At 32.5% G+C, this 13,075-nt stretch carries 11 protein-coding genes; 9 read left to right on the top strand and 2 right to left on the bottom strand.

Annotated features, from left to right (window positions below; all coding sequences use genetic code 11):
• The first annotated feature begins 96 nt into the window (after positions 1-96).
• The 8 genes from purB (at position 97) to FJR48_RS00020 (ending at position 9,763) form a co-directional block, all read left to right on the top strand.
• Positions 97-1,425: an adenylosuccinate lyase gene (purB, locus tag FJR48_RS00055; protein ID WP_152306143.1), complete on the top strand. Its 1,329-nt coding sequence runs from the start codon at positions 97-99 to the stop codon at positions 1,423-1,425.
• Positions 1,426-1,633: 208 nt separating this feature from the next.
• On the top strand, positions 1,634-4,000 hold the full coding sequence (locus tag FJR48_RS00050; protein WP_152306142.1) for a ribonucleoside-diphosphate reductase subunit alpha: 2,367 nt from the start codon (positions 1,634-1,636) through the stop codon (positions 3,998-4,000).
• A 1-nt stretch (position 4,001) separates the two neighbouring features.
• Positions 4,002-4,340, top strand: coding sequence for a hypothetical protein (locus FJR48_RS00045; protein WP_152306141.1), 339 nt, complete (start codon positions 4,002-4,004; stop codon positions 4,338-4,340).
• Positions 4,341-4,360: 20 nt separating this feature from the next.
• Positions 4,361-4,744 carry a flagellar assembly protein FliW gene (gene fliW / locus FJR48_RS00040; protein WP_152306140.1) on the top strand — a complete coding sequence of 128 codons (384 nt, stop codon included), beginning with the start codon at positions 4,361-4,363 and terminating at the stop codon, positions 4,742-4,744.
• Between the two features lie 113 nt (positions 4,745-4,857).
• Positions 4,858-6,237 (top strand): Do family serine endopeptidase, encoded by a 1,380-nt coding sequence (locus tag FJR48_RS00035; protein ID WP_152306139.1) that lies wholly within the window; start codon positions 4,858-4,860, stop codon positions 6,235-6,237.
• Positions 6,237-6,659 (top strand): thioredoxin TrxC, encoded by a 423-nt coding sequence (trxC, locus tag FJR48_RS00030; RefSeq protein WP_152308338.1) that lies wholly within the window; start codon positions 6,237-6,239, stop codon positions 6,657-6,659. The genes FJR48_RS00035 and trxC overlap by 1 nt, the downstream gene beginning before the upstream one ends.
• A gap of 61 nt (positions 6,660-6,720) precedes the next feature.
• Positions 6,721-7,998, top strand: a complete 1,278-nt coding sequence (locus FJR48_RS00025; protein WP_152306138.1) for a citrate synthase — start codon at positions 6,721-6,723, stop codon at positions 7,996-7,998.
• 25 nt (positions 7,999-8,023) lie between these two features.
• Positions 8,024-9,763 carry a response regulator gene (locus FJR48_RS00020; protein WP_152306137.1) on the top strand — a complete coding sequence of 580 codons (1,740 nt, stop codon included), beginning with the start codon at positions 8,024-8,026 and terminating at the stop codon, positions 9,761-9,763.
• On the opposite strand, the gene ruvC is transcribed toward FJR48_RS00020, so the two are convergent.
• Together ruvC and FJR48_RS00010 are read right to left on the bottom strand one after the other, a co-directional pair.
• Positions 9,760-10,254, bottom strand: a complete 495-nt coding sequence (gene ruvC, locus FJR48_RS00015; protein ID WP_152306136.1) for a crossover junction endodeoxyribonuclease RuvC — start codon at positions 10,252-10,254, stop codon at positions 9,760-9,762. The genes FJR48_RS00020 and ruvC overlap by 4 nt on opposite strands.
• Positions 10,255-10,263: 9 nt before the next feature.
• Positions 10,264-11,508 carry a GGDEF domain-containing response regulator gene (locus tag FJR48_RS00010; protein ID WP_152306135.1) on the bottom strand — a complete coding sequence of 415 codons (1,245 nt, stop codon included), beginning with the start codon at positions 11,506-11,508 and terminating at the stop codon, positions 10,264-10,266.
• Positions 11,509-11,667: 159 nt separating this feature from the next.
• On the opposite strand from FJR48_RS00010, the gene dnaA reads away from it, so the two are divergent.
• On the top strand, positions 11,668-12,975 hold the full coding sequence (gene dnaA, locus FJR48_RS00005) for a chromosomal replication initiator protein DnaA (protein WP_152306134.1): 1,308 nt from the start codon (positions 11,668-11,670) through the stop codon (positions 12,973-12,975).
• Positions 12,976-13,075 lie beyond the last annotated feature (100 nt).

Below are 13,075 nucleotides of genomic sequence, written 5' to 3'. Positions count from 1 at the left end.
TTTTATAATTAATCATATCTTTACGTACATTTTTGTACAATTCGATACTTCGTATAAATGGAATTATACACAAATAAAAAAGATAAGGTTAGATAGATGGTAGAAAGATATGCTCGTGAAGAGATGAGTAAAAATTGGACGCAACATGCAAGATATGCTGCATGGCTAGAAGTTGAAAAAGCTGCGGTAAAAGCTTGGGCAAAACTTGGAAAAATCCCTCAAGATGATGCTGACAAAATTGTAAAAAATGCAACATTCTCTGTAGAGCGTATAGAAGAGATTGAAGCAATCACTAAACATGACCTTATTGCATTCAATACAAGCGTTTCAGAATCTCTTGGTGATGAGTCAAGATGGTTTCACTACGGTATGACATCTTCAGATGCAGTTGACACCGGTGTAGCGCTTCAAATGAGAGATTCTTTAACTATTATCATAGAAGATGTAAAAATGTTAATGGAGTCTATCAAAAAACGTGCAGAGGAACATAAATTTACTTTAATGGTTGGACGTAGCCACGGTATTCATGGTGAGCCTATTACATTTGGTTTAACTCTAGCTGTTTGGTATGATGAAGTTGCACGTCATTTAAAAAACCTAGAAGACACTATGGAAGTTATATCTGTTGGTCAGATCTCAGGAGCTATGGGTAACTTTGCTCATGCACCGTTAGAGCTTGAAGAGTTAGCGATGGCAGAATTAGGTTTAAAACCTGAGCCTTGTTCAAACCAAGTAGTACATCGTGATAGATATGCAAGACTTGCTACAGCTTTAGCACTACTAGCATCTTCGGTTGAAAAGTTTGCTGTACAAGTAAGACACCTACAACGTACAGAAGTTTATGAAGCAGAAGAGTATTTTGCAAAAGGGCAAAAAGGTTCATCTGCTATGCCACACAAACGTAACCCTATTCTTACAGAAAACATTACAGGTCTTGCAAGAATGATCAGAGCCTATGCAAACCCTGCGATGGAAAACGTAGCACTATGGCATGAAAGAGATATTAGCCATTCTTCTACTGAGCGTTTCTGGCTACCTGATGCATTTATTACAACTGATTTCATGCTACACCGTATGAATAGTGTTATAGCTAACCTAACTGTTATGCCTGAGAACATGATGAAAAACCTAAATCTTACAGGCGGACTTGTTTTCTCTCAACGTGTACTACTTGAACTTCCGCTTCAAGGTGTAAGCCGTGAAGATGCTTATAAAATAGTTCAGAGAAATGCAATGAAAGTTTGGGAAGAGATTCAACAAGGTAAAGCGACTACAAATGAAAAAGGTGAATCATTATACCTTAACCACTTGTTAGCCGATGATGAACTAAGAAGCAAACTAAGTGAAGAGCAAATTCGTGAGTGTTTTAACTATGATTACTACACTAAAAACGTGGATGCTATTTTTAAGAGGGTATTTGGTTAAAAACCGTTTAGCATAACCTAAAAAATTATGCTAAACATCATATAAAATTATACTTATTAAGCTTTCAAAATTTCTATTGAAATTTGTCAGAAATTCAATCATTTTAAAGTTAACTATGGTTAAAATCTGAGATTATATTAATGATTTTTTATCTAATTATTTTATAAATAATTACCTAAAAGATTGAACATAAAAATCAGGAAAATATATGATTACAGTTATAAAAAGAAATGGTAGAACCGAGCCATTAGACATCACTAAAATTCAAAAGTACACATCGGCAGCCGTAAAAGGTTTGGAGAATGTAAGTCAAAGTGAATTGGAAGTTGATGCACAAATTCATTTTCGTGATGGAATCACATCTAAAGAGATACAACAAACCCTTATTAAAACTGCCGTTGATAAAATAGATATAGATGCACCGAACTGGACTTTTGTAGCATCTAGACTTTTTATGTTTAACTTATATCATCAAGTAAACGGTTTTTCAGGCTACTCTTCACTTGAAGATTACTTCAAAAGAGGTGAAAAAGAGGGTAGGTTACTTTTAGGTCTTAAAGAGATGTATGACCTTGAAGCTTTAGACAAACATATAAAACCTGAACGCGATATGTTATTTAACTACCTTGGCGTAAAAACGCTTTACGATAGATATCTTATTAAAGATAGAAATTCAGATCCAATAGAACTCCCACAACATATGTTTATGGCTATAGCAATGTTTTTGGCACAACGTGAAGAAAATCGCCAAGAGTGGGCAATAAAATTTTATGACATGATCTCTCAGTTTGAAGTGATGCTCGCTACTCCGACTTTATCAAACGCAAGAACGACTAGACACCAGCTGAGTTCATGTTACATAGGTTCTACTCCGGATAATATAGAAGGTATCTTTGATTCTTATGCAGAGATGGCGATGCTGTCTAAATTTGGTGGAGGTATCGGTTGGGATTGGACACAAGTTCGTTCAATGGGTTCATATATTGACGGACATAAAAATGCAGCAGGCGGAACTGTACCGTTTTTAAAAATAACTAACGATATTGCCATTGCAGTTGACCAGCTTGGAACTCGCAAGGGTGCAATTGCCGTTTATTTAGAACCTTGGCATATAGATATAAATGACTTTTTAGATCTTAAAAAGAACTCAGGTGAAGAGCGTCGTCGTGCACATGATTTGTTCCCGTCTTTATGGTTAAACGACTTGTTTATGCAAAGAGTTCAAGAGGACGGCATCTGGACTCTTTTTGATCCTTATGATGTTAGAGAACTCTCAACTCTTCACGGTGAAGAATTTAGCAAACGTTATATAGAACTTGAAAATGACGAGGGTCTAATAAAAGAGAAAATCAAAGCTAAAAACCTTTGGAAAAAAATACTAACATCTTACTTTGAAACAGGTTCACCTTTTTTATGTTTTAAAGATAATGCAAACCGTGCAAATCCTAATTCACACACAGGTGTTATTAGAAGTTCAAACCTTTGTACGGAAATTTTTCAAAACACTAACCCTAACCGTTATAAAATCAAATTCATTTTTGAAAACGGAGACAGTGTTTCCTATGAAGAGGATGAGATAGTTAAAGTTGACAGCGGAATTGAAAAACCTGCTAAAAAAGTAACCGCTTTAGATTCACTTGGCGGTATGCCGATATATGTAGTTGAGAAAGAAAAAATTAACGGTGATACTGCCGTTTGTAATCTTGCATCCGTAAACTTATCTCGCATAAATACAAAAGAAGATATCGACCGTATCGTTCCGACTGCTATTAGATGTTTAGATAACGTAATTGATTTAAACTTCTATCCTGTTGAGAAAGTAAAACGTACAAACATGAAAACCCGCTCAATCGGTCTGGGTGTTATGGGTGAAGCTCAGATGCTGGCAGAAGCAGGTATAACATGGGGAAGCCAAGAACACTTTGATAAGATAGATGAGATTATGGAGTCTGTTAGTTTTAACGCTATCTCTGCATCTTCTGATTTAGCTATTGAGAAAGGACAATATCCTGAATTTGAAGGTTCAAAATGGAGCCAAGGTATTATGCCTCATGACCATGCGAATGCAGAAGTGGTAAATCTAGTTGACCGTGGTGGTTTATTTGCATCGAAATACGAGTGGGATGATTTACGTGCGAAAGTTAAAAAGCAAGGTATGAGAAACGGTTATCTAATGGCTGTAGCACCGACTAGTTCTATTTCAATCCTTACTGGTACTACTCAAGCTATTGAGCCTGTATTTAAACGTAAGTGGTTCGAAGAGAATTTAAGCGGTCTTATACCTGTTGTTGTTCCTAAACTTTCACCTGAGACTTGGGCATTCTATACACCGGCATATGATCTAAATCAGACTATACTTATTAAAGCTGCCGCTATACGTCAAAAATGGATAGACCAAGGTCAGAGTCTAAATATTTTTATTACGCTTGATAAAGCAAGCGGAAAGTACTTAAACGAGATATATATGCTAGCATGGAAACTAGGACTTAAATCTACTTACTATTTAAGAAGTCAATCTCCTGAGATTTCCAACGACGTAGAAGATAGAAGCATGGAATGTGTAGGTTGTCAATAGGATGAAACCTTTAAGTAAAAACTCTTTGGAAAATTTTTTAAAGCGTTTTGAATATTTTAAAGATGGTGAGTTTAGAGATATTATCATAAACTCACCGACAAACATAACACTAAATTTTGCAATCCAAGATGCATCCAGAGGATATGACTGGATAACATTAAAACTAGAGTTTGACGGCATCAGTGATGCTTCACTCTTAGATAGTTCAAATTTAGCCCATATAGATATGAGTGAGGGAGTGTACTTAAAAAATGATGGTACTGAATTTGCTTTTAAGGTAAACAATTCAACATTCAAAATAAAATCCTCATCATTAAAATATGAAGAAGGACAATTTTAAATATACACAAAGGGTATTAAATGAGTTACGAAGTTAAGGGTCAAATATTAGGTTTTGAAAATACTATGACTGTAGATATACATGAAGTAGATGAGTTGTTCTCAACAATGATTGATGTCAATAATGAAAATATATCTTTTACATTGGCTAACCCTTATGTTCTTAGAGAATATTCTTTTGATTTACCTACAAATTTAAAAGTTTTACTAGATATAAAAGAAGATTCTAAAGTAAACGTATATAACATTGTAGTTATACAAGAACCGCTTGAAAAATCGTCTGTTAACTTTTTAGCTCCTATTATAGTAAATGAAGATAATAAAACAGTAGGTCAAGCTGTTTTAAACTCTAAAACCCATCCCGACTTTGGTATGGCTGAGACTATAGAATCTTTTAAACAATAAAAGAGCTTATTTACCATCCGTTAGATAACGGTTAGTTTTTCATATACCTAATAATTATAAAATTTTCAAAGACACTAGTTATAGATTTTATCTTTATATATAAAGGAGACAATATGAAAAAGATAGCTTTAGTTCTTTTGCTTGGATTATCATTGCTTCAAGCAAAAGGCAGTATAGATTTTAAGTATTCTGACGTAGAAACAAGAAAATTTCCAACAAACCAAGACTACATACTTTCATATAATAACGTTTTAAAAGATGTTAGAACCAGCGTAGTAAATATTTCAACACAAAAGAATGTAACCCAAACAGTTAATCCGCTTATGAACGATCCGTTTTTTCGTGAGTTTTTTAGAGGTTACCAAAATATACCTCAAGAGAGGATACAAAGAGCTCTCGGTAGCGGTGTAATAATAAGTGAAGACGGTTATATAGTTACAAATAACCATGTAGTTGACGGTGCAGATAAAATAGTTGTAAATTTAGTCGGTGATAAAAAAGAGTACGAAGCTAAACTTATAGGTAAAGATGAAAAAAGCGATTTAGCTGTTATAAAAATAGAAAAAGATGATTTAAATGCCGTTAGCTTTTATAATTCTGATAACGTAAAAGTAGGTGACGTAGTTTTTGCTTTAGGTAACCCGTTTGGTTTACATGAAACTATAACTCAAGGTATTGTGTCCGCAACGGGCAGAAGCGGTGTAGGTATAGTTGAGTATGAAAACTTTATTCAAACCGATGCATCTATCAATCCGGGTAACTCAGGTGGTGCTCTTATAAATTCCAAAGGTGATTTAATAGGTATAAATTCTGCAATACTTTCAAAAAGCGGAGGAAACGTAGGTATAGGTTTTGCCATCCCTTCAAATATGGTTACATCCATAGCAAAACAACTTATAGAGAGTGGAAAATTTTCACGTGCATATTTAGGTGTTAACATATCTGATATTAGTGAAGATATGAGTAAGTTTTATAACAATAACTTCGGTGCTCTTGTTACAGGTGTGGAAGATGAAACACCTGCTCAAAAAGCAGGGATTATCAGGGGTGATTTAATAGTGGCAGTTAACTCAAAAGAGATTAAAAGTGCAAGTGAACTTAAAAATATAATAGGCACATTTGCTCCAAATACGGAAGTCACAATAAAATTTTTACGAGACAAAAAATTAAAAACCGCGGAAGTAAAACTCGGTTCTCTGGAAAACATATCGCCAAGTGGTGCTGTTAGCTATAACGGAATAGAACTAAGAGATATAGACGCTCAGACAAGATCAAGATTAATGTTATCACAAGAAGTAAAAGGTGTTATAGTTACAAAAGTTGATCCAAAATCAGATGCTGCAAGAATAGGCGTTAAGATAGGTGATGTTGTTATTCAAGTTGAAAATAAAGAGATAACAAATACAAAAGAATTTTTACATGCTACAAAATCAAAAAGTAAAAAACGTCTTTTTATATACCGTCGCGGCGGTGTATTTGCGGTGGTGTTATGATGCGTGTAGTTTGTCCACACTGTTTAAGCGTAAATAACATCCCTAAAAAAGAGAGTTATAAAAAAGCAAATTGCGGAAAATGTAAAAAGTCTTTATTGGACACAAATCCTATAGAGCTTACAGATTCTAACTTTGATGAAGTAGTAGTTAACAGTGATATTCCTGTTATTGTTGACTTCTGGGCACCTTGGTGCGGTCCATGTAAAATGTTTGGACCGGTATTTGAAAAAAGTTCAAAAAACTATCCTTTAAAAGCTTTATACGTTAAAGTAAATACTGAAAATGAGCAAAACCTAGGTGCAAGATTTGGGATTAGAAGCATTCCTACTCTGATGATTTTTAAAAACTCTAAAGAGGCACATAGAATAAGTGGAGCACTTGATGAATCAAGTTTAAATAATTTAGTATCACAATTTACATAAACTTTTGAAGCTAAATAAAATGCTATAATAATTTTCTACAATAACTAGAAAAGGTTTTTTTATGGCTAAAAATACAGTTACTATTATAAATAATCGTGATGGCAAGGAATATGAGTTTAATATACTAGATGCAAGCATAGGACCCTCAGTAGTAGATATATCAAGCTTTTATAAAGAAACCGGAATGTTTACTTATGATGAAGGTTATACTTCTACTGCATCTTGTGAATCTAAAATAACTTATATAGACGGAGCAGCCGGAAAACTAATGTATAGAGGTTATGATATCTCTTATATGGCAAAAGAAAAAAGTTTTTTAGATACTGCTTATTTATTATTAAACGGTGAGTTACCGACAAAAGAGGAATCTAAAGAGTTTAGAATTGAAATGAACAAACGAGCATTTGTTCATGAGGGTATCAGAAAATTATATGATTCTTTTCCCGACCGTGCACATCCGATGGCTATTCTTTCTGCCGGAGTTTCTGCTTTATCAACCATATATTTTAACCATTTAGAGATAAACACCCCTGAAGAGTATAGAGAGATGGCAAACAGAATCGTTGCCAAAGTTCCGACTTTAGCTGCTATGAGTTATCGCTACTCTAACGGTATGCCTATAATATATCCTGATTTAGACAAAACATTTACCGAAAACTTTTTATATATGATGCGTGCATATCCACATAAACACGTAGATTTAAAACCTATAGAGGTTAAAGCACTGGACACTATTTTTACTCTTCATGCGGACCATGAACAAAATGCATCTACTACGGCGGTAAGAAATCTGGCATCAACCATGGCTCACCCATATGCAGCTATTAGTGCCGGAATCGGTGCACTATGGGGTAGAAGTCACGGTGGAGCAAATGAGAGCGTTATACGCCAGTTGGAGATGATAGGTACAGTCGATAAAGTAGATGAGTTTATAGCTCGTGCAAAAGATAAGAATGATCCGTTTAGACTTATGGGTTTTGGTCACCGCGTATATAAAAACTTTGACCCGCGTGCAACTATACTAAAAGATATTCGTGATAAACTAATGGATGAACTGGGAATAAGCAGTGAGTTAGTTGCAGTAGCTAACAAAATAGAGCATATTGCTTTAAACGATGAGTATTTTGTATCCCGCGGACTTTATCCAAATATAGATTTTTATTCCGGACTTATATTACGTGCACTAAAGATTCCAAAAGAGATGTTTGCAGTAATCTTTGTAATTGGTCGCACACCGGGCTGGATTGCACAGTGGAGTGAACTACGTCAACAAAAAACTATTAAAATTGCAAGACCGAGACAATTATATACCGGAAAGACAGAAAGAACACCTAATTAAATAGATAAATAAAAAAAGGGATTAAGTGGAAAAAAAAGATTATTTAGAGCATAAAGAACTTGCCTATTTATATGATAATCTAAATTCGTCAACGCTAGGTCTTTTTGGTGTAGCAACTGTTATATTTTTTGTACTAAGAGGTGAAGTGCCGGATATAAATTTAAATATCTGGTATCTCTTCATTGTTTTTATGGTTATAGCACGTTTATTTTTGGCAAAAAAATACTCCTCCGTTAAAATCAACAAAAAAAATTTTAAAAAATATAAATTCTATTTTGCAATCTCACTTATAACATCCGGTACTGTTTGGGGTGTTATTCCTTTTGTTATATTACCCCAAAGTATCGTATATCAAATCTTCTTGGTTCTGATGCTTGGTGGACTTACATCAACGGCTTCGGCTAGTTTAGCTACTAACAATAAACTATATATCAGTTTTGTTATTCTTACTATGACACCCTTTATGTATATTATTACTACTATGGACAACCCTATATATAATCCTCTTTTTATAACTTTATTTCTTTATATATTATTTTCCTTTGCCAGTTCAAAAAAAATGAATAAATTAGTTATAAATTCTATATCTTTAAGCTATAGAAATCAAGATTTAATCAAAAAATTAGAGGTAAAGGCAGATGAAGCAAATAGAGCTGCAGAAGCTAAGTCAAACTTTTTATCAACAATGTCGCATGAGATACGAACACCCCTAAATGCAATAATAGGTTTTATAAAAATTCTTAAAAAAACCGAAAAAGATAGTAAACGTTTAAAATATCTTAATACTATCGATCAATCCTCATATTCACTGTTAAACATCATAAACGATATATTAGATTTTTCAAAAATAGAATCCGGAAAATTTTCACTTGAATTTACAAAGTTTAATCCAAAAAAAGAACTTGATAATATATATGAACTATACAGTGAAGCAGCATCTGAGAATGGAGTTACTCTAGTAAATTCAATTTCAAATAAATTACCCAAAAACATAAAAACCGATAAACTGAGATTAAAACAAATAATATCAAACCTGATTTCTAATGCAATAAAATTTACCCATGAAAATAATGAAGTTGAATTTATAGTTAAGTTTAATAGAGCTGAGTCTTCTTTATACATAGAGATAAAAGATGAAGGGATAGGGATAGAAAAAGAAAAAATATCTTCTATAACACAAGAGTTTATACAAGCGGATACTTCTATAACTAGAAAATACGGTGGAACAGGGCTTGGTCTCTCTATAGTACTAAAACTGTTAAAACTTTTAGGCAGTGAATTGCATATAGAGAGTGAACTAGGCAAAGGTAGTAGATTTTTCTTTACTATAGATATTGAAGTTTTAGATAGCAATGAGGAAGAGTTAACTACAACTGAAGATATTCATCGTTTTGAAAATAAAAGCATACTTGTTGTAGAAGATAACAAAACAAACCAAATGCTTATTAAGTTGTTGCTTGACGATATGGATATAGATATTACAATGGCAAATGATGGATTAGAAGCAGAAAACTACTTTAAAAAAGAAAAATACGATATGGTTTTTATGGATATAAATATGCCAAACAAAAACGGTCTTGAAGCTATGAAAAGTATAAAAGAGTATCAAAAAGATTTTGAAAATAAAACACCGATTATAGCCTTAACCGCAAATGCCGTTAGCGGGGACAGAGAAAAGTATATAGAAGAAGGTTTTGATGATTATTTAGCTAAACCTATAAATAATGAATCTTTAATAACTATATTAAAAAAGTATTTAGATTAAGTAGTACTCTTTTTATTTTCTGAAAATTTTATTCTTTGTGAGTGAGTTATCGCGACGGCTATAGCATCTGTAATATCTAAGGGTTTTATCTCTTTTTTTATATTTAAAAGGCGTTTTACCATAAAAGCTACTTGTTCTTTTTTTGCCTTTCCGTTTCCTGTTATAGCTTGTTTTACTTGCAAAGCGGTATATTCGCTAAACTGACCAAACTCCTGAAGAAGCTTTAACATGATAGCACCGCGAAACTGAGCAAGTTTTATGGTAGTTTTTGGATTATGGGCATAGAAAATGTCTTCCATAGCTACTTCATCGATTTTATTGTTTTTAAAGATGGTATCAAAGGCTTCTACCATCTGTGGAATTTGAAATTGCAGATCATCTGCTTTTATTTTTATAAGACCGGCCTCTTTTAAACTTGTTTTACCTTTATTTAGTTCAATAAGGGCATATCCCATATTTCTAGTACCGGGGTCTATTCCCAAAATTATCATTTTATTTCTTTACTGATGCTCTATTTTATTTTTACCGTTTTCTTTAGCAGTGTATAGATGCATATCTGCTTCATTGACTGTGTCTTCTAAAGTATTTTCATGTTCTAATGCTATACCTACCGATATTGTGTATTTTATCTCTTGATTTTTATCTGAGAGCGTAACCGAATTTTGTACTTTTTGTCTTATACTCTCTAATGCATCTATAGCTTTATCGGTTGATACATCTTTTAAAACCATACAGAACTCTCCCGCTCCAAATCTCGCTACTATATCATCTTTTGATGTTTCACTTCTTAGAGTTTCAGCTAAACTTACAATTATTTTATCTCCGTTCTCATGTCCGTATGTGTCGTTTATTTTTTTTAAATCATCTATATCAACCATAGCTATTGAAAAACTTTCATCATTATTAACTGCATCTATAAAATACTTTTCAACCTCTTTAAAGAAGTATCTTCTATTATACAGACCCGTTAAAAAATCTCTTATAGATTGGTTCGTAATTGCATGAATATTTTCCAAGGCTTCTATCGAATTGTTTATACGACAAGAAAATTCCTCTTTTGAAAAAGGTTTTTTTATAAAATCGTTTGCACCGCTTTTTAGAAACATCGCTATCTCTTCATCATCGCTTTTGCCTGAGAGTGCGATTATACATAGTTCACTTTTTTTGTATTTTTTTCTTATCTGTGTTGTTAGTTCTAAGCCGTTCATTACAGGCATATTATAATCTGTCAAAACCAAACTTATATCTGGTGTAGTATCTAAAATATTTATAGCTTCTTCACCGTGAGCAACCGTAATAACATTAAAAAAAAGATTTGTGAGCATATCTTTCATCTGTTTTCTAAACACGACCGAATCATCTACAACCAAAACTTTATGTTTTCGGTTTTTAGACAACCTTCTTATGTTGTTAATGATATAATTTATATCTTCTATTCCTGTTTTATGTATGTAATCTATAATATTTTTTTCAAACATCTTTTTTCTAAAACTTTTATCTATATTTGAAGTTAAAATTATTACATGGTTTCCTGTTTTTAAAACATAATCAATTATTTCACCGTTTGGAGCATCCGGAAGATTTAAATCCGAGAGAGTTAAAAAATATTTATAACCTTTTAAAAAAAGTTTGGCCTCAGACATACTATAAGCAACATCTACTTCAAAATCTAACTTAGAAGATATTTTTTTAGCCATTAAATTTGCAAGTGTTTTATTATCCTCTATTACTAATATTCTATCCATAATCTTTTATACCCCAAATACATAAATTTTAATAATTTTACAATAAAGTATCTTTACTTTTAATCACTTATTCACATTTTAGTTATTCACATATATTTAACCCTATTTTATGTAAGTTTGAGTTATTATTCACTTATTATTTAAAAAATAGGTGATTATGTGAATATTGGTCAAGAGATATTATTACAACTTAAAGAAGAGATAACAGAGGTTGAATATAACCGTTATATTAAACAATTAGACTATGATTCTAAAAAATCAACCAGTGACTTAGCCGTATATTATGCACCAAATACTTTAGTTTGCAACTGGATAAAAAATAAATATACATCTAAACTCGAACATTTGTTTGAAGTTAAAACATCAAACAACGTTACTGTTAAAATAACTCTAAAAGACAGTTTTGATAAAAGAAAAACCAAGAAAAAAGAGGAAAAACCAACTTCAAAATCACTTTTAAACCCTTCACATACATTTGATAACTTTATGGTAGGCGGTTCAAACCAGTTTGCATACTCGGCAGTGAAGAGTGTTAGTGAAAAAGCGGGTGAAGTTTACAACCCTCTTTTTATATACGGTGGTGTCGGTCTTGGAAAAACCCACTTGATGCAAGCAGCGGGAAATGTTTTTCAAGATCAGGGCAAAAGCGTAATTTATACTACGGTTGAGCAGTTTTTAAACGACTTTATACGCCATGTAAGAAACCAGACTATGGATAGATTTCAAGAAAAATACCGCAAATGTGACGTACTTTTAATAGACGATATTCAGTTCTTAAGTAACAAAGATACTATTCAAGAAGAATTTTTTCATACATTTGAAGCTCTAAAAGGAGCAGGCAAACAGATAATACTAACAGCAGACAAACATCCTAAAAAAATAGGCGGACTTGAAAAAAGACTTCAAAGCAGATTTGAATGGGGACTGGTTGCAGATATTCAACCGCCTGAGTTAACAACTAAAATCGCCATAATTGAGAAAAAATCTGAGATAAACAAAGTAAAACTCTCAAAAGATATCATTAATTATATTGCTACCGTTATAGAGAGTAATGTTCGTGAGATAGAAGGGATACTCTCAAAACTGCATGCTTATTCACAACTGATGCATGTAGATATAGACCTCGACTTTACAAAAAATGTACTAAAAGATCAGATGCAAGAAAAAACAGCCAACCTTACTCTTGATAACATTACTAAATTTGTAGCAAAAGATTTAAATATAAAACCAAGTGAAATAACATCTAAAGGAAGAGCAAAAAACCTTGTTTATGCTAGACGTATATCTATATACCTTTGTCGCGAACTAACTCAAAATACTATGCCTCAGTTAGCTCAATATTTTGGTATGAAAGATCATACTGCTATTTCACATACTATTAAAAAAATAAATTCACTTATAGAAAACGATGAGGACTTTAAAGTAAAAATTGATGAGCTTACAAATAAACTAACAACTAACGTTTAAAAGCTAAATAAACTCAATTGTAAAAAAAGTAAAAAAAAGATATAATCCAATATGTGAACTAATGTGAATATAGTCTATATGACTTATCACATAACTTTAG

The sequence above is a fragment of the Sulfurimonas lithotrophica genome, from assembly GCF_009258225.1.
GTDB classification, from domain to species: Bacteria; Campylobacterota; Campylobacteria; order Campylobacterales; family Sulfurimonadaceae; genus Sulfurimonas; species Sulfurimonas lithotrophica.
The sequence above is the reverse complement of the archived record's forward strand: the minus strand, read 5'-3'. Positions and strand labels throughout refer to the sequence as shown.